The sequence below is a fragment of the Thalassotalea algicola genome (assembly GCF_012932965.1).
In the GTDB taxonomy this organism is placed as follows: Bacteria; Pseudomonadota; Gammaproteobacteria; order Enterobacterales; family Alteromonadaceae; genus Thalassotalea_F; species Thalassotalea_F algicola.
This window is the reverse complement of the sequence record NZ_JABBXH010000002.1, coordinates 55,102-73,127: the sequence shown is the minus strand read 5'-3', so window position 1 is coordinate 73,127 and position 18,026 is coordinate 55,102. Positions and strand designations below refer to the sequence as shown.

Genomic DNA, 18,026 nt, shown 5'->3' with positions numbered 1-18,026 from the left:
CAAGAAATTTTCTTTCGCAACCTAAAAAGGCAAGCTGAATAGCTAGCCTTTTTAGCATTAATTTAACCTATTATTTTCGTTGTAGTTTTTCCAATTTTTGTGCAATCGCTTGTGGTGAACCAGTATGTCGACACAACCAATAATACGCTGCTGGCACAACAAATAAGGTAAATACACTCGCTAGAGATACCCCTGCAAAGATTACTACACCAATAACCATCCGACTTTCGTGCCCGGGGCCAGACGCTAAAACTAAAGGTACAGCACTCATAACTGTGGTGAATGTCGTCATGATGATAGGACGCAATCGTTGCTGCGCGGCATGAATTAAGGCTTGCTCAAACTCTTCACCTTGATCTCTAAGTTGGTTGGCAAACTCGACAATTAAGATACCATTTTTGGCCGCTAAACCGATTAACATAACAATACCAATTTGGCTATAAATATTTAGGCTCATCCCCATATATTCTAAGCCAGTTAAAGCACCAACTAATGCCAACGGTACAGTTAACAATATAACGAATGGATGAACAAAACTTTCAAATTGCGCAGATAAAACAAAATACGTTATCAATAAGGCCAAGCCAAAAATAAATAGTACAGACGCGCCTGACTCTTTTAGCAATAGCGATTGGCCTTTATAGTCAACTTGAGCTTCATCTGGTAAATGCTCTTTCACTACATCATTCAAAAATTCAAGAGCATCGCCAAGCAAATAACCATCGCTTAAGTTTGCAGTTATCGTTACGCTTCTTAGCCGGTTATAACGATTTAACTGAGACGATGTCGCATTTTCGGTAATAGTAATTAAATTCGACAACGGGATTAATTGGCCAGATTCACGAGAGCGCACATAGATATTGTCGATATCACTTGGACTACTAAAGTCCGCTTCATTACCTTCAATAATCACATCATACTCTTCCCCACGTTCAACAAAATTAGTCACTTTTCGTTGTCCCAACATGGTCTCTAAAGTTTTACCAACATCACCTATTGGTACACCCAAATCGTAAGCTCGATTATGATCAATTTCGACGATTAGTTGTGGAAACGTTTCCTTATAATCACTTTGAACCCCACTCAGCTTGGGGTTTTTCTGAGCCTCAGCTAATAATATATCTCGCCATTTTGCTAATTCTTCATAGGTATTGCCTTGAATCACAAATTGAACGGGCTGGTTCCCACCACGTCCGCCCCCCAGACCTTGTCTTAAAATAGCAAATGCCCTGACATCTGTTATCGAAGATAATTCTTGGTTTATATTAGCTGCAAACTCAAATGTCGAGAACGCTCTTTCGCCCCACTTGGGCAAACCTACAATTGCAATTCCGCCGGCACCGCCAAAACCAGGTACACGCACAATAACCCGATCCAACTCACCCTTGTCTTGATAAGCCATTAACTTATCTTCAATTTTCTGCATATTCTTAACGTTGTTTTCATAACTTGCACCTTCAGCGCCACGCATCAGAATAAAAATATCACCTCTATCTTCCTTAGGAGTGTATTCATTTGGCAATAACAAAAACAAACTATAAACCGCATAGAGCGACAGCATAATTATCATCACTAATAATGCTGGTTGTTTAATAGTACCCTTTAAAGAATTGGCATACGCCTGCTCTAAACGTGCAAAACCTTTGTCTAACATTTGACCAAAAGACGAACTTCGTTCACGGTGTTTAAGCATTTTTGAACAAAGCATAGGTGTCAAAGATAATGCGGTAATACTAGAAAATACAACTGCCGCAGCAATTGCTAAAGCGAACTCAGTAAAAAGCCGTCCCATATTGCCCGATAAAAATATCAAAGGAACAAAAACCGCGACTAACACTAATGTTGTTGCGACAACTGCAAATGCCACTTCTCTTCCACCTTCAAAAGCAGCCAATAAAGGAGGTTGACCTTGTTCAATTCGACGATAAATATTTTCAAGGACGACGATGGCGTCATCTACCACCAAACCTATAGCCAATACTAGCGCTAATAAGGTCAATAAATTTATTGAAAAGCCTAACGCTGAAAGCACCATCATTGAACCAATTAGTGCTACGGGCACTGTTACTGCGGGTATTAACGTTGCTCTAATATTACCTAAAAACAAGAAGATAACTGTTATTACCATCATCATGGCAATGAACAAGGTGTTATATACTTCATCAATTGAGCCTTGTATAAACACCGATGAATCATAACTATTGGTAATAGTGGTACCAACAGGTAATGAATCTCGAATTTTAGCCATTTCTTTGCGAGCAGCTTTGACTACGTCAAGTGTGTTGGCCTTAGACTGTTTTATTATGCCCAGTCCAACCATATTTTTACCGTTACCACGAAACATGTTTTCGTCATCTTCAGCAGCAACTTCAACTTTTGCAATATCAGCTAAACGAACCAATTCACCATCAGCACCTTTAGCCACAACCATACGTGCAAAGTCACTTTCTGAACGGTAACTTCGTTCGACACGTATTGAAAAGTCTCGATCAATAGATTCTATTTCACCAGCAGGTAATTCAATGTTTTGTGCTCTTAATGTTGATTCGATATCATCAACCGTCACACCTCGCGCAGCCATAGCCACACGATCTAAAAATATTTTCATCGCGTAAGTGCGACCACCACCTACCTGGACCTGTGCAACGCCATCAACTACCGCAAATCGATCGATAATATAGCGTTCAGCATAGTCAGTAAGCTGAAGGGTCGTCATGGTTTCACTTTGCATAACAAACCATACAATGACACTTTCATCGCTATTAGCTTTAAATACCTCTGGCGGATCTGCTTGCTCTGGTAATTGCCTTAGCGCACGTGAAATTCTATCTCTGACATCATTAGTCGCGGCATCTATATTTCGATCTAATTCAAATTCAATCGTAATACTAGAGCGTCCTACTCGGCTGCTAGAAGTAATATTTTTCACCCCTTCGACGCCACTAATTCGGTTTTCTAATACCTGAGTTATCTTAGTTTCAATAATCGCAGCAGAGGCTCCAGGATATGTCGTATTAATACTGACAACAGGTGGATCAATATCAGGATATTCTCTAAGAGGTAACAAGAAAAACGCGACAACACCAAAGGTGACTATTAACAAGTTTAATACAGTGGCAAAGACTGGGCGCTTTACCGATAAATCCGATAGAATCACAATTATTGCTCCAGCACGTTAACATTAGTGCCGTCACGAAGCTTTAAAGCCCCCTCAGTGACTACCGATTCACTTTCCATCAAGCCATCTACAACTTCAACAATACCAGGCTTTCGTCTGCCAACAATAACTTGTTTGCGCAACGCTTTATTATCATCAATAACAAAGACAAAATGTTTATCTTCAATAGGGATGATCGCGCTTTCTGGGATTTGTAGCACCTTCTCGATACTGCGCTCTACCTTGATTTTAAGCAACATCCCCGCTCTAAGCTCATAATTTTGATTAGGAATTTCAGCTCTAATTTTTACCATTCTTGTGACATTATCGATTCTAGGGTCTATCGACGTCACTTTTCCTGCAAATATTTTGTTCACGTATGCAGTATTAGTTGCTTCTATCACTTGGCCAATTTTGATCGTCGTATAAAAGCGTTCAGGCACTGAGAAGTCAACTTTAACAATACCTAAATCGTCGAGTGAGGTAATTACATCACCCGACTTAATATAGGCACCAACGCTGATTTGACGAAAACCTAATACTCCGTCAAACGGTGCGGTAATGGTTAATTCATTTAGTTTTGTTTTTGCGCTTAATAACTGTGCAGCGATCGCCTTAGTTTGCGCTTCGTGCTGGTCTACTTGAGATTTGGACGTCGCTTTATTTTTAAGTAAATCTTGGTAGCGATTAAGCTGTGCTACCGATTCAGCTAAGTTAGCTTCTAACTCTTTAACCTTTGCCGCTTCTTCTTGGTTATTAAGTTTAACCAAAATATCGCCTTTACGAACTAGTGCACCATCATGAAATGAAACTTCATCGACAAGATCTGCGTATTTTGAAGTAATTAACACTTGCTCATTCGCTCTCGCATTACCAAGAGCTTCAATTACATCTTTAAAGTCAGCATTTTGTACCTTAGCTACTTTAACCGCGACTACCCTAGCTTTTCGTTGTTTCTGAACCTGTTCTGCTGGCCAGTTAATATAAGCAACTAAAGCGACTAACAATGCTAATATCAATAAAAATGGTAAACGGTTTTTAATAGAGCTAGACATAACAACTTATTCTTAAAATTTTGAAGCGTGAAATATACCTAACTTATTCGTAGGCAACGAGGTTATTCATCTGAAAATATAGGACGTTAGGCGAAAAATAGACAATTTTCGAAGAAATTCATTTTCTTAAAGCAAATCATATATACTATTTTCATTCCAAATTGAGTAACGAATTGAATGTGAATAAATTAGCTAGCCTTGCCATTGTCGTTTTTTTAATACTTGGTGGACTTATGTGGTATGCCGCCAATGGTTCAATGCAACAATATCTTGTCCAATACCAACAAGAGATCAATCAACAATTACCACGCGGCAGTCATTTTGCTCTTCGCGATATTCAATTAATGAATGCGAATAACCAAGGGAGTTTATTTGATATTGATTTAACCATCCCTGTAACAGAAAAAGATAGCGCAACAATTAAAATAAATGAAATTAATTGGCAATATGAAAAACGAAGTTTGAAAAAAGGAAACGTTGTTGTTGAATACGTTAATTTACCTAGTGTTGAATTCATTATTCCTATCAATCAACCTAGAGTTGCATTGGCAAAATTTTCTGCCGATATCGATACATTAGTTGGTCAAGCGATGAGCAATAAACTTGGCTTAAATGGCCGTCAAGAATTCAATGTAAATATTCAAAAACTAGTAATCGAAAACCTTTATATAAAACTTCAAGATAACAAAACACCTATTGAGGAAATAATTGTTAATAAGCTTTCACTGAGCCCTGAACAATTAAAGGAAAATAACCCCATGAGCATCACTGGCGCAAAACTTATCCAGATTTTGACAATGCATGCTTCTGAAACACTAGTTTCCTACGGAAAATAACCACTTAACTTGTATTAACCGTAATGCGGTGTAATCTATATATAAAACAAGAACAAGGAAACGCTTATGTTTAGCAAGAGCACTACAAATATAGCCAAGTCCATTTTTGCACTTTTAGCACTTTGCCTAACAACTAGCTATAGTGCCAATGCCAACCAAGTAAATGGCGATGCAACTTACGAATTTACCCCTTACTTTGGCTATATGTTTGGCTCAGACATTAGTTCAACAGGTGGCGATGAAATTGAATTATCTAATGATGGCCACTTTGGCATTGCCTTCTCTTGGAAAGACTCCCCACAAGGAAGCGGCCAAGGTCAAGTGCTAATTAACTATGTGAGCCATGAGTTCGACAGTGAAATTGACGGTAGTTCGGAAGACCTAAACATCTTGTATACGCACTTTAGCGGCGTTGCTCTATTTAGGCAGCAGTCATACGTAACCACGTTTTCACTTGGTTTAGGTGGTGCTTATTTAGATTCTGACTATGAAAGCGGTTTTTACCCTTCTGCGACAGTTGCTTTTGGTACTCGTTATGAGTTTTCGCCCTTTTTTGCTTTAACGACCGAATTGCGTGCCTATGCAACACTTACCGATGAAGATGAAGATTTATTCTGTAAAAACGATGTTTGTGCGGCTGAATTCGATGACGCATTATACATAGATACCGCTGTTTCAATTGGCTTAGCCTTTGCCTTTTAATTCAATTAAAACTAAAAAAAACGCCAGTTAACCACTGGCGTTTTTTTGTTTTATTTGTGACTATTTAACCAACAAATTTTGCAAGATCTGCAATTAAATCAATTTGAGGTCGCTCAATAATCCGGCCAATTTCTTGCCCCTTTTGTTTAATAACAAACGTAGGAGTAAATTTAATACCAGCTTTTATCGCTTCCCCTTTCGGATCTTGCTTTTGATAATCTAACGCGATTAAATTAATAGACACCGAGCTATTGTGTGTTAAAGCCTTCAACATTCTTGGTACTTCTCGTTCGCTATCATGACACCAAGTACCAAAATAAATATCAACCGATAAGTCTTTCGGTAACGCCTTAACTACGTCAATTTGCTCTTTGGTTAATGCAAACGCCTTATAATTCTTATTAAATATAAGAAATCGCTTATTTAACTGAGCTTGACTAATTTCACCAATGTGGTCCTGAGGCTTATCACTAGTTGATGCGCACGATGCAAGGCCAAGCACGACAACTATTAATGCAAAAAATTGCTTTATTCTTAACATTTTGTTCCTATTTTATTTCGTTCGCTTTCAGCAACATAGTTTTGCTTTCCGCTAAGAAAATATCAGCGTAATCACCAAACCAATCAGCCACTTGCTCAAACATTGAGACAAAAGCTTGTTTATCACCTGTTTCGACATCTTCTAGTAATTCAAGAAAACGATAGGCGAAGCGCTTCATCATAGCGACATTATCAGAATTGGCAAAAATAATATCTGAATATAAAACAGGATCTTGGGCAAACAAACGACCAACCATGATCAACTCTAAGCGATAAATCGGTGAGCTCATATCAACCAGTTGTTGTAAGTCAGCCCCTTCGGTCATTAAATGATAGCCATATGCAATTGTTGAAAAGTGACGCATAACTTGAACCATGGCCATAGCTTTGTCATGTTCAAATGCAGAAACAGGATAAACCGTTGCGCCCCATACTTTAAACTGCTCAAGTAACCACTGGTAGTCAGACTCCCCTCGCCCTTCACAAATGATTATAGTTTGTTTAATTAAACCTGAAACATCTGGGCCAAACATTGGGTGAAGACCAACCACAGGGCCAGAATGAACCTTCATCATTTCATACAATGGTGATTCTTTTATACTGGTAACATCAGCCAATATACAATTGTCGGGCAAGCTCGAAAGGCGCTGAATCACCATAGCAGTTAAACGTATTGGCACTGCCACAACTACTAAACTAGCTTTAGCTAATATTTGCTCACTATAATCCCAATCATCTTTTTCGATAATATGAACGCTATATCCAGAGCGTTTAAACAAATCGACAAAAATACCGCCAAGTTGTCCTTGGCCACCAATGATAATCACTTCATTACATTTAGAGTTAACACATCGATAACCACTTTCATCTTGGCTAGAGTATGAATCACGCATCATACGCCTCAATATGTCTTCAATAAGTTCTGGATTAACACCTTTATCTTCTGCCTGTGAGCGTCGTTCGCTTAACAAGCTAGCTTCACGTTCAGGTGCATAGATAGGCATGCCTACTTCACTTTTTAATGCACCAATTTTAGTCGTGATTTTTCTGCGTTTAGCTAAAAGTTCGACCAACTCACTATCAAGTTGGTCGATTTTATTTCTGTACTTTGCTAGATCTTGAGAGATATCTTTCATATAGTCTTTCGCTAACTAATTAGCTAAATCGTTTAGGTAAAACACTCGCTAACTTTTCACTTGCCTGTGCAAAAATAGCTTCAGTGCTGTCAAAGTCAACACAAGCATCAGTGACTGATACACCATATGCTAACTCAGCAGGAGGTAAGTTTGCACTTTGATTACCTGGATTAATGTTGCTTTCTAACATAATTCCAATAATTGACTTATTGCCTTCACAAATTTGGTTGACCACATTATCTGCAACCAAGGGCTGTCTACGATAATCTTTATTTGAATTGCCATGGCTACAGTCTACCACTATAGCAGGTTCAACACCTTTAGCAGTTAAGTCTTGTTCGCACAATGCAACATTAACTGAATCATAATTAGGTTGCTTACCACCACGTAAGATAACGTGACCATCAGGGTTACCTGAAGTTTTTATCAGTGCCACCTGACCTTGCTTATTTATTCCCATAAAGCGATGTGAAGATGCTGCCGACTGCAACGCATTTATCGCGACATCTAAACTACCATTGGTTCCATTTTTAAAGCCAATTGGCATTGACAAACCACTAGCCATTTCACGATGGGTTTGCGACTCTGTTGTACGAGCACCTATCGCCGCCCAGCTAAATAATTCAGCCAAGTACTGAGGACTTATAGGATCCAGTGCTTCTGTCGCTAGCGGTAATCCAAGTTCTGTTAAATAAATAAGCAACTCTCTCGCTTTTAGCAGGCCTGTTTCTACATCAAATGACCCGTCCATATGAGGGTCATTAATCAATCCCTTCCAACCAACTGTAGTACGTGGTTTTTCAAAATACACTCGCATAACAACATATAAAGAGTCTTTATGCTTTTCCGCTAATTCCTTGAGCTTGTGCGCATATTCTTTTGCCGCTTCAACATCATGTACAGAACAAGGCCCACTGATCACTAATAGCCGATGATCTTTCTTGTTGATAATGTCAGAAATAACGCGTCGCGATGCTTTTACAAACTCTCTTCCTTCGTTACTTAGCGGCAATGCTTTTCGCAGTTGGTCAGGAGTAATTAATACTTCTTCTGCATTAACGTGAATATCGTTCAATGTTTTAACGTGAGGTGCTGTAGCCATAATATCTTCCAATGAAGTCGTTAATTAAAATAAATATAGAATAATGGGGTCAGTAAGCAATGCTTACTTAATAAAGTAGGTAAAGCCTAGATAGCGGTAATATCGCGGATATCGATAACAAATTGTGAGGAAATTATGCTGCATTATCGTCGCTTTAAATAAAAGGGTTGTGTAATCAAAACTGCTTATTGAGCTTTTACTCTGCTCATTTGTTGACATACTAGAAGTAAACAACATAAGTGTAAAGTATTATTTTCACCTTTTGTACACTATTAGGTACACCAACTATTTATAGTGATATACAGCGAAGATAAAAATGTAAATATTCAACGATGAGAGAGAAAATTGCGTACTGATTAAATCAATACAATTGATTGAGTTCGCGAGAATAGATCAAGTTCCTCCTAAAAAACCTAACATTATTTCTCCAGCAAACATCAATATAACTTCTTGTTTTTGAAAAGTTTCAAGTTAATTCAAGTAAATTCAAACAAATCCAGTGGCTATTTTATGAACTCCGTAAAATACTCCTTTTCATCGGTTAGTAAATTGTTCGGTGTCAATTATACGCACCAACAAGTTAACTATGGCTTTTAGGAGTACCACTACAAAAGGAGTTATTTATGAATTACAAATTACCAATAAAAAAACTTATCAATAAGGCTGCTGGTAGCCTGCTAATTGCATTTTTAGTGCTATGGCAAAACCAAGCAAGCGCAACCATCATCAGCATAGAAGCCTCAACATTTAGCCCCAACCAAGGCGACACGTTAACTATTGATTTGTGGGTAAGAGATTTAGGGCTCGATGTTGTAAGCGGTTATGACGTTGATATTAACTTTGACCCAGCGATTTTATCGCTTCAATCAGCAAGTTTCGGCAGCTTATTGGGCGGTGGAATAGATTCAATCCAAGATGCTGTAGACTTTGGCAATTATATAAACTTTGCTGAAATTTCTTTTTTGTCTGAATTCGACTTATCTTCACTACAAGGAGGGACTGACTTCATTCTTGGCTCTCTATCATTCCTCACTGAGCAAACAGGGACGACTCAAATATCAATTGCCAACGCTTTAGTTACCGGTGCAGATCCTTTTATTGAATCCTTTTCAGGTCCAGCGAATACGCTGACTTTTGATATCAATTCAACCCAAGTACCTGAACCTAATATCTGGCTATTAATGGTGTTCGGCTTGTTTGTTGTATATCGGCAACAAAAACACAGTACAAATTGCCAATCACGTTTTGGAGAATAACCATGAGACATTCAAACACGGCGCTAAAGCTTTTATTTAGTCTCATACTTAGCACTCTATGCTTTAGTGCACTTGCGACAAAATGTGACGTTGATCAAGATAATGATATTGACCGCCTCGATATCTCCCAGATTTTTAAAGATCGTGGTAAATCAGCCGTTAATATTGACGATCCAAGAGATGCCGATAGTAATATGCTAATCAATATTACTGATGGTCGATTATGTCAGCGAAGCTGTACTTTACCTCGATGTGCCGAGCCTGAGCCTGAACCTGAAATAAGTGAATATAAAATCGTCGTTGCTATCAGCAATGCTAATCCAACAAAACTTGAGGCGAGCAGCTCAGTCAAGCTGAATTTTTCAGGCCCTGAGCTAGTCAATGAAGATATTGAAACGGTTAATCCACTGACGCTTACTGGACCTATAAAACTTGCGACTTTACAGCTAAGAGCGACTCCTGAAGAAGGTCAAGATATTAAGATCGTCGCTAACGCTGACGGCTATATTGATACTGGCGCCTCCATTCTTTTGTCACCAAATCAGCAGCACTACTATGTCGAGCTTATGTTAGTTAAAGATGAAGACGGGGAAGCTGCACCAGGTATATTGGTAACTAGTCAGTCAATTCAAAATAACATTAAAGATGGCAAAGTAGTCTCACCAATTGAACTTACTAGTGAAGTTGCTTTTGGTTCGCCAGCAATTCGTGTAAGCATTCCTGCCGGCACAGAAATGACTGGCAGTACAGGTAACCTTATCGATGCAACCAAACTCAAAGTAGTTACTTATGATCCTTATGAAGCACAAGCTCTCGATGCCTACCCAGGTGGTCTAAATGTCATTGCTGATGCGACAAGCTTTAGTATTAATGGAGAAGTCCAAGATGGTGAACGTGAAATAAATTTTAAATCAGCAGGTTTTGCCGCCATTAACATTGAAGATGACGCAGGAAATAAAGTTAAACGCTTTTCACAAGACATAGAAGTTGCTATGCAAGTGAAATGGGGCACTCAAGATGCTGAAGGGAATACTATCAAGGTAGGCGATACGATTCCTATTTGGTCATATGACGAAGACACTGGTAAGTGGAGCTATGAAAAAGAGGGAACAGTTCAAGACCTTTATTTTTTAGATGGCATGTTTGATTTGATCTTCCCCATTAACCATCTTAGCTACTTTAACTTAGATTGGCATTTTGGTGCAAAATGTCCCAGTGCCCAGTTCGTATTAAGTGATCTAGATGGGAAATTGTTGGATGCTGACGAAATAAGCAAATTATCATTTCTGCTAACAATTGACTCACCGCCAGCGATTAACCGGTGGTTTTTCCCAGGTAGTATTAACAACAATAACTTCCATTTTATTAATGCTCCAGCTGGCTTCTCTGGTCGTCTTAACGTTTTCGATCAAACTAGAACCACAATAATGGGGGTAGCCGAATTCACAAATATATGCCAAACCGAACAGGCTCAATATGACATTAATGTTGGACAAGATGATGATTTATCGTTTGAACATGCAATGGAGTTAGCAAATTTATTGTTAAGCCGGCCACTTGATTTCAAACAACATGGCATATCCGAAGCCGAAAGCGATATTAGTACCATAATAACTACAGCAGCTCGGCTTCTAGCAATAGGAGATGAAAGAGGCCAAGAATTATTTGATATTGCTACTGAAATTATTCACCAATACGCTGAAGCATTCCTCGACAATGTTGACCCAATTTATGAACAGCGACTACTCGACCATCTACCATTTATCGATCCAAGTGCTGCATTTGGTGGTTCAGAAGGTTACGGTTGTATACATCCTGAAGTTTTAAATTTAATAGGTGAAATAGTCAAAAATCACGTTGCTTATGAACAATTTGGTGGCACCGGGATATATTCAATAAGCGACTCAATACTGCAGTTTTTAGATCGCGCAGGTCGAGAATACTTATCTTTTTCACCGGATGGCTTGGCTTACACGGCACTAGGTGTTAGTGAGTTCGTTAGATGTGGTTTCGATATATCCGCCAAATTACAATTCTTTGGTTATGATGGTGGAACATTGGATCAAGAAATACTCGACCACTTTGAGTCAGTCGTACTACTTAACGTTGATAAAATGCGAAAAGACATTGATCTAGAGTTGAGCACTAATATCAATTTGGGCAGCGACTTATTTAAGCCTGTTGGCGTTATTACCTATTCAACTGCCGCTACTTTTGATTTTATTTTGCAAGATGCTCTACAAGTGGCGACTGACCTTATGGCAATCTCCAAGTTTTCTACTGAAGGTCTTGCCGAAATCAATGTCCAAATAGCATTTCTACAAAGCTTACGTGACAATGGAAAAGTATTAGGTGCTCCTGCGGGGTGATTTTAAGATTATTGAATTGAGCGTCTATAAGGGCAATGTAAAATAGCATTGCCCTTTTTACACTTAAGCATTCGAGTAGCAACTAATGAAACTTCATAAAACAATCAAAACAGCCAGCGAAGTAGCCATTAAATCATGACTTTTCTATATTTCAACGTTAATATTTACTCATAATTGCTTGATATTCACCACTTTCGTGTATTTCTTTAAGTGCGACATCGAATATATCTACCGTATCTTGAGAAACCGTTTTTTTACTAAACATTAACTTACCTGAAATATTGTCTTCTTTATTCAAGTAAATAAACGGTACAATTTCCTTTTCAAAAGCTGGGTTTTTCGTTAAATATGCTTTGCCTTCAATCTCAGACTCGATATATCCATCGACTCGTCCTTTCAATACAAAATTAGGCATTCGTTTGTCGTTATCAATAAATGCAATTCTACTTTTAAAGGCATCATTATTTAATAAGTGTTGGTATGCGTCGCTATAAATTGCTCCGCGTAATGCCCCAATAGTTACTGGGGCATTAATAAGATCAGATAACTTGCTTACTGATTTAAATGATTTAAGTTTAGATTTACGCACAAATAACATATGGAGGCTATAGCGAAAGGGTTCATTGGAAAACAAGGCATATTTTTCCCTGTCTTCAGTCACACTTGTCGAAAGCGCTATATCGATCTCTCCTCTTTCAACACTTTTTAATACTCTCGGCCAAGTCATCTCAATATATTTGAAAGTGTATGGCGTTTTATTGGCAATAGCATTGATCAATTCTATGTCGATACCTGCCCATTTATTCTGTTCATTCTTAAATCGATATACATCTCTCTCGTTAAGGCCGATCACAAATTCTCTAGCTTGCAGGGGTAAGCACATTAATATTAAGTGAATGAAGATAAAAAGCCTTAACATATATTTGTCCTACTCCAAATCAAATATGCGAACGTAATATTTTATAAATAAATGAATCGATTTCAGTCCTTAAATATCAACAAATTACAGGGTATAACACAATCAAGTATAGTTAACTATGTCTGTTTAGTCAGAAAAATCACGCCACGTTATTAATAAAATAAAAAAAGGCCGCTATTGCGGCCTTTAATATATAACAATAATTTAACGAAGACATTCTTAGTGAGAATACTTAATAAGTAAACGCATAGCGTATAAACATACGTGAGTACTTATGACGATAACTCGCTAATCAATAATCTTCCAAATTAAGCGTAAACAGGAAAACGAGAGCAAATCTCAGAAACTTGTTCTTTTACACGCTCAATTACCGCATCATCACCCATGTTATCTAAGATGTCACAGATCCAACCGGTTAATTGCTGAGTCTCTTCAACACCAAAGCCACGTCGAGTAATTGCTGGAGTACCTAAACGAAGACCAGAAGTTACGAACGGAGAACGCGGATCATTTGGCACAGAGTTTTTGTTTACTGTGATGTGTGCACGACCTAAAGCTGCATCAGCATCTTTACCTGTGATGTCTTTATCGATTAAGTCTAAAAGCAATAAGTGGTTTTCAGTACCGTTAGATACCACTTTATAACCACGCTCTTGAAGAACAGAAACCATCGCTTTTGCATTATCTAATACACGTTGTTGATATTCTTTAAATTCTGGTTGTAATGCTTCTTTAAACGCAACAGCTTTAGCTGCGATTACATGCATTAATGGGCCACCTTGACCGCCTGGGAATACTGCAGAATTTAACTTCTTATAAACGTCTTCATCACCACAACCAGAAACAATTAAACCACCGCGTGGGCCAGCTAATGTTTTATGAGTGGTTGTAGTCACTACATGTGCATGTGGCACTGGGTTTGGATAAAGGCCCGCTGCAATTAAGCCTGCAACATGTGCCATATCAACCATAAAGTATGCACCTACTTTATCAGCAATTTCACGCATACGTGCCCAGTCAACAACACCAGAGAACGCAGAGAAACCGCCAATGATCATTTCTGGCTTATGTTCTAATGCTAAACGCTCTACTTCTTCATAGTCGATGTCACCAGTTTCTGGGTGCAAACCGTATTGGATTGCTTCGTATAACTTACCAGAAAAGTTAACATGAGAACCGTGAGTTAAATGACCACCGTGTGCCAAGCTCATACCAAGCACTTTTGCACCTGGTGTAACTAATGCTTGGAATACAGCAGCGTTTGCTTGTGAGCCTGCATGCGGCTGTACGTTAGCGTAATCTGCACCAAATAACTCTTTAGCTCGCTCAATCGCTAATTCTTCAGCTTTATCAACAAACTCACAACCACCGTAATAACGCTTGCCTGGGTAACCTTCAGCGTACTTATTAGTTAACTGTGAACCTTGTGCTTCAAGTACACGTGGGCTGGTATAATTTTCAGATGCAATAAGTTCAATATGCGCTTCTTGACGAGCAACTTCATCTTGCATGGACTGCCATAGTTCTGCATCGAAGTCAGCAATATTCATATCACGAGTAAGCATGTTTTATCCTCTGTGGTGATAACGTTAATGTTGATATTTTAAGGCGGCATATTTTGCCCGAATTTGATTGATTTGTACACGATAAAGCGCGTACTTTTCGGGTAAATATCAATGAATGTCGCTATAAAATATTTCATGCAATCATTCACAGAAAACCTGAAATCAATATAAGGCAGAAAACAACTCAATTCAACAAATATAATTCACACCTAACAAGAAAAACAAAATTATAAACAGAATAAAGAGTGATTATCCGTTGATAATATCATTCATTTGTTTTAATTCAGTTTGTCGTTTGTTTTTATAGATGTAGGCACCAATGAGCATTACTGCTACTAGGCCATTGGCAAATAGATATGCAGGTAGTATTGGTTTTTCACTGGTTTTACTTAACTCCCAGATATACCAATTAACAATAGGGCAAATAATATAGCAGCTATAAAGCCAAAGATTAGCAAACTGAATTGCTCCTTTTAAACCACTGATGTTTTTTTCAAATGCTTGCTTAGGATCACTAGCATCTAACCGCCAGGTTTTAATGCGAATGTTAAATTCGACAATGGTGTATATCAAAGAACCTACCGCACCAATTCCGACAAATATTACCGTAGCAATATCTACAGGCACTTGTTTTAGTTCATAAAATAAGGCAGAAAATAAAAATAGCGTCGCTAATACATCTAACCCTAAAACACTTTTGGCGTATAAGGTTCGTTTTTTAAGTTGATGAATAAGCTTAGTAATATTTACTTTTTCATAAGGTTGAGATTGCCAGTCTTCAACTAAACTATCCCATTGCTCATCTAAAGGCGTTTTGTCTGTCATTTCGCCTCCAATAATTGCATTAGTGATGTTTTTGCACGCTGTAAGCGAACGCCAACTAGGTTAATGGAAATTGACAGAATATCAGCCATTTCTTGGTAACTCATTCCTTCTAATGCCAGTGTGATTATTTGCTGTTGGTCGAGCTTAAGTTGCCTAATTGCCTTAAATAATCGTTGCTGACGCTGCTGTTTGTCTAATTGTTGGTAAGGTGTAGCTTCACCAGAGGCTATATGCTCTTGCTCGTTTATATCTTGATCTGCTTTTACTGTACGCACCGCTTTAGCCACATGAGTCACTAAAATATTATGTGCTATACGGGCGACAAATGTTTTTACCGAGGCATCTCCCTTAAATTTAGGTAATGCCTGCCAAATATTGAGCGCGATTTCCTGAAAAAGCTCTTCTTGAATTGCAGGTTTAGCTTCAAAACCCACGATTATATGCTTGAGCATTTTTTCATGATCTGACATCCACTCAGCAAACTGCTTCTGATGGCTCAAAAGACTTTCCTTATTTTTATTATTATTGGTCAACTGATAGTTCGCTAACGTAAAACTAGTGTAGCGTTGTGGTTGAACAACAAACTGTATCATAAGGCAAATCTCCGAGCCAACATAGTTAACATCTAGTTAACAATTAAGGGTTAGCTTAATGCCATAACCACTTTTTCAGACTTTAACTTCTTCGCTAAAGTCAAAACCAATGCCGCGGACATTACAATGGTAACTAAACTAGTGACCGCTAAAGCAGCCCAATTAACCGGAAGCCCTTTAAATAAATCTTCCATAATGATTGATTGCCCTGCGACAGGCGCCCAATCTAACCACGCTGGGCGATCATCAATAAATGTCAAAGCAATTGGAATAAAGGCAGGTAACATAATTAGCATGGTTACCGTAGACTGCGCTTCTTTAAAGCTTTTAGCTTGGAATGAGAAGAACAGTTGAAGCGCTGCAGCCAATATACAAATTGGCACTAAAAGAATAAGCAAAGCACTAAAGGTAAAAGCATCAATGTTAAACGTTGCACCAATTTTAGTTAAATCAACAAAACCTATTGAAACTGAAGTTACGGTCAACATTAAAACAATAGACAATACAGAAATACTCGCAGAACAAGTCAATTTGGCTAGCACTATTTTTAAGGTACTTACTGGCTGACACAGTAGCATTTCCAATACATTACGCTCTCGTTCACCAGCACTCGAATCTATCGCAATTGATAAACCCGACATAAACGCGCCCATTAATAGATATAAGCCCAGCATAATACTGATCATCATGGCATTACTGCTTGGTTGCGATCTATCTTGCTCAACAATATTTAGTGGTTTCATAATGCGTACATCAATACCACGCATTATTATCCGCTTGTAGCCAATAGCTCTTGCATGGTCACGCACAACATCTTTAATACGACGCACAGGGCTTAAACTCGGCTTATCACTGTAGTCAGCGCTAAGCGTTATATTGATTACCCTGCCCTCAACCATATCGCTACCATACGTATCTGGGATGGTAATTTTAATACCACGTTTCTGCCAAATACGTTGGTCATTTTCACTTGCTTCACTTAACGGTACGATGTTTTCATCGCGAAACTCTTTCATGAGCTTAGGGGCAAACTCTCCACCAGAAATTTCTGCGTAAACAGTCGGTTTATCAACCATTTCCTTAATCATGGTTTTAGACATCACCATAATCATTACAGGGGCTAATAACGACATACTAAATGCCACCATTAAGGCACGCTTATCACGAAAAGCCTCTTTAAACTCTTTAATAATTAATGCTTTTAATTGACCAAATCCTGCACTCATTACGCTGCTACTCCTTCATCTGAGCCAATCAATTTCACGAAGGCTTCTTCCAACTGAGTTTCTCCTGCCAGTTGACATAGCTCCTCTGGTGTTCCTTCTGCGGCTAATTTGCCATTTGCGACAATAACAACGCGATCACATAAAGCGGCTACTTCTTGCATTACATGAGAAGAGAACAAAATACAGTGGCCTTGCTCCTTAAAACGATTCAAATAGTCGCGTAAAATTCGCGTACTCATTACATCAAGACCACGCGTTGGTTCATCTAAAACGAAGTTTTTAGGTTTATGTACTAAGGCCTGAGCTAAAGTGACTTTCATTCGCTGACCTTGCGAAAAACCTTGTGTTTTTCGGTGCGCAAGCTCTTCCATTTCAAGATCTTTCAAAATCTGCTCTATCGCAGCTTTTTTAGAAGCGCCTGACATACCATGGATACTGGCAAAATAATCGATTTGCTCATAAGCAGTTAAACGTTCGTACAGACCAAACTTGTCTGGAAAAATCCCTAGCTGAGCACGCGCTTGAATTGGGTTATCCACGGCACTTATGCCATCAATTGTTGCAATACCTTCGTCAGCCTTAAGTAAGCCATATAACGTACGTAAACAAGTGGTTTTCCCTGCCCCATTTGGGCCTAAAATACCGGTAATTTCGCCATCTTTTGCGGTGAATGATAAGCCGTTTAACGCCTTAACATCTTTGCCAAAGGTTTTATGTAAATTTTCTACTTTAATCATTTTTGCAT

The 18,026-nt window shown here is 38.5% G+C and carries 15 protein-coding genes; 4 read left to right on the top strand and 11 right to left on the bottom strand.

All coding sequences use genetic code 11. The annotated features are described in order from the left end of the window. Positions 1 to 70 precede the first annotated feature (70 nt). Entirely contained in the window at positions 71 to 3,157 is a 3,087-nt protein-coding gene (locus HII17_RS04915; RefSeq protein WP_169074250.1) for an efflux RND transporter permease subunit, read from the bottom strand. A gap of 2 nt (positions 3,158 to 3,159) precedes the next feature. Then, positions 3,160 to 4,212 carry an efflux RND transporter periplasmic adaptor subunit gene (locus HII17_RS04910; RefSeq protein WP_169074249.1) on the bottom strand — a complete coding sequence of 351 codons (1,053 nt, stop codon included), beginning with the start codon at positions 4,210 to 4,212 and terminating at the stop codon, positions 3,160 to 3,162. A 179-nt stretch (positions 4,213 to 4,391) separates the two neighbouring features. On the opposite strand from HII17_RS04910, the gene HII17_RS04905 reads away from it, so the two are divergent. Further along, entirely contained in the window at positions 4,392 to 5,048 is a 657-nt protein-coding gene (locus HII17_RS04905; protein ID WP_169074248.1) for a hypothetical protein, read from the top strand. 66 nt (positions 5,049 to 5,114) lie between these two features. Then, complete coding sequence (locus tag HII17_RS04900; RefSeq protein WP_169074247.1) at positions 5,115 to 5,750, top strand: hypothetical protein; 636 nt, start codon at positions 5,115 to 5,117, stop codon at positions 5,748 to 5,750. 64 nt (positions 5,751 to 5,814) lie between these two features. Here the strand turns inward: HII17_RS04900 and HII17_RS04895 are convergent, their stop codons facing one another. Genes HII17_RS04895 through HII17_RS04885 form a run of 3 tightly spaced genes read right to left on the bottom strand, consistent with a single transcriptional unit; the run spans position 5,815 to position 8,528 of the window. After that, on the bottom strand, positions 5,815 to 6,291 hold the full coding sequence (locus HII17_RS04895; RefSeq protein WP_169074246.1) for a thioredoxin family protein: 477 nt from the start codon (positions 6,289 to 6,291) through the stop codon (positions 5,815 to 5,817). Between the two features lie 7 nt (positions 6,292 to 6,298). Beyond that, positions 6,299 to 7,426 (bottom strand): bifunctional chorismate mutase/prephenate dehydrogenase, encoded by a 1,128-nt coding sequence (gene tyrA / locus HII17_RS04890; RefSeq protein WP_169074245.1) that lies wholly within the window; start codon positions 7,424 to 7,426, stop codon positions 6,299 to 6,301. A 19-nt stretch (positions 7,427 to 7,445) separates the two neighbouring features. Next, on the bottom strand, positions 7,446 to 8,528 hold the full coding sequence (locus tag HII17_RS04885) for a 3-deoxy-7-phosphoheptulonate synthase (RefSeq protein ID WP_169074244.1): 1,083 nt from the start codon (positions 8,526 to 8,528) through the stop codon (positions 7,446 to 7,448). 623 nt (positions 8,529 to 9,151) lie between these two features. Here HII17_RS04885 and HII17_RS04880 point away from each other — a divergent pair. Then, positions 9,152 to 9,784 carry a cohesin domain-containing protein gene (locus HII17_RS04880; RefSeq protein ID WP_169074243.1) on the top strand — a complete coding sequence of 211 codons (633 nt, stop codon included), beginning with the start codon at positions 9,152 to 9,154 and terminating at the stop codon, positions 9,782 to 9,784. Positions 9,785 to 9,786: 2 nt separating this feature from the next. After that, entirely contained in the window at positions 9,787 to 12,153 is a 2,367-nt protein-coding gene (locus HII17_RS04875; RefSeq protein ID WP_169074242.1) for a hypothetical protein, read from the top strand. A gap of 157 nt (positions 12,154 to 12,310) precedes the next feature. Here HII17_RS04875 and HII17_RS04870 read toward each other — a convergent pair whose 3' ends face one another. The 6 genes from HII17_RS04870 to HII17_RS04845 all read right to left on the bottom strand — a co-directional run bounded on the left by HII17_RS04870 (position 12,311) and on the right by HII17_RS04845 (position 18,018). Beyond that, positions 12,311 to 13,072 (bottom strand): substrate-binding periplasmic protein, encoded by a 762-nt coding sequence (locus tag HII17_RS04870; protein WP_169074241.1) that lies wholly within the window; start codon positions 13,070 to 13,072, stop codon positions 12,311 to 12,313. Between the two features lie 308 nt (positions 13,073 to 13,380). Then, a complete protein-coding gene (glyA, locus tag HII17_RS04865; RefSeq protein WP_169074240.1) occupies positions 13,381 to 14,637 on the bottom strand; it encodes a serine hydroxymethyltransferase in 1,257 nt (418 codons plus the stop codon). A gap of 249 nt (positions 14,638 to 14,886) precedes the next feature. Beyond that, the gene (locus tag HII17_RS04860; protein WP_169074239.1) at positions 14,887 to 15,462 is read right to left on the bottom strand and encodes a hypothetical protein; all 576 of its coding nucleotides are present in this window, start codon (positions 15,460 to 15,462) and stop codon (positions 14,887 to 14,889) included. Then, complete coding sequence (locus tag HII17_RS04855) at positions 15,459 to 16,055, bottom strand: RNA polymerase sigma factor (protein ID WP_169074238.1); 597 nt, start codon at positions 16,053 to 16,055, stop codon at positions 15,459 to 15,461. The genes HII17_RS04860 and HII17_RS04855 overlap by 4 nt, the downstream gene beginning before the upstream one ends. Before the next feature lie 50 nt (positions 16,056 to 16,105). Then, positions 16,106 to 17,281, bottom strand: coding sequence for an ABC transporter permease (locus HII17_RS04850; protein ID WP_169074237.1), 1,176 nt, complete (start codon positions 17,279 to 17,281; stop codon positions 16,106 to 16,108). Beyond that, the gene (locus HII17_RS04845; RefSeq protein ID WP_169074236.1) at positions 17,281 to 18,018 is read right to left on the bottom strand and encodes an ABC transporter ATP-binding protein; all 738 of its coding nucleotides are present in this window, start codon (positions 18,016 to 18,018) and stop codon (positions 17,281 to 17,283) included. Before HII17_RS04845 ends, HII17_RS04850 begins: the two co-directional genes overlap by 1 nt. Positions 18,019 to 18,026: the final 8 nt, after the last annotated feature.

Excerpts from the sequence above, each read along its gene's own strand:
- HII17_RS04910 (WP_169074249.1), bottom strand. The coding sequence starts at position 4,212 with ATGTCTAGCTCTATTAAAAACCGTTTACCATTTTTATTGATATTAGCA.
- HII17_RS04900 (WP_169074247.1), top strand. The coding sequence starts at position 5,115 with ATGTTTAGCAAGAGCACTACAAATATAGCCAAGTCCATTTTTGCACTT.
- HII17_RS04895 (WP_169074246.1), bottom strand. The coding sequence starts at position 6,291 with ATGTTAAGAATAAAGCAATTTTTTGCATTAATAGTTGTCGTGCTTGGC.
- tyrA (WP_169074245.1), bottom strand. The coding sequence starts at position 7,426 with ATGAAAGATATCTCTCAAGATCTAGCAAAGTACAGAAATAAAATCGAC.
- HII17_RS04885 (WP_169074244.1), bottom strand. The coding sequence starts at position 8,528 with ATGGCTACAGCACCTCACGTTAAAACATTGAACGATATTCACGTTAAT.
- HII17_RS04880 (WP_169074243.1), top strand. The coding sequence starts at position 9,152 with ATGAATTACAAATTACCAATAAAAAAACTTATCAATAAGGCTGCTGGT.
- HII17_RS04875 (WP_169074242.1), top strand. The coding sequence starts at position 9,787 with ATGAGACATTCAAACACGGCGCTAAAGCTTTTATTTAGTCTCATACTT.
- HII17_RS04870 (WP_169074241.1), bottom strand. The coding sequence starts at position 13,072 with ATGTTAAGGCTTTTTATCTTCATTCACTTAATATTAATGTGCTTACCC.
- glyA (WP_169074240.1), bottom strand. The coding sequence starts at position 14,637 with ATGCTTACTCGTGATATGAATATTGCTGACTTCGATGCAGAACTATGG.
- HII17_RS04860 (WP_169074239.1), bottom strand. The coding sequence starts at position 15,462 with ATGACAGACAAAACGCCTTTAGATGAGCAATGGGATAGTTTAGTTGAA.
- HII17_RS04855 (WP_169074238.1), bottom strand. The coding sequence starts at position 16,055 with ATGATACAGTTTGTTGTTCAACCACAACGCTACACTAGTTTTACGTTA.
- HII17_RS04850 (WP_169074237.1), bottom strand. The coding sequence starts at position 17,281 with ATGAGTGCAGGATTTGGTCAATTAAAAGCATTAATTATTAAAGAGTTT.
- HII17_RS04845 (WP_169074236.1), bottom strand. The coding sequence starts at position 18,018 with ATGATTAAAGTAGAAAATTTACATAAAACCTTTGGCAAAGATGTTAAG.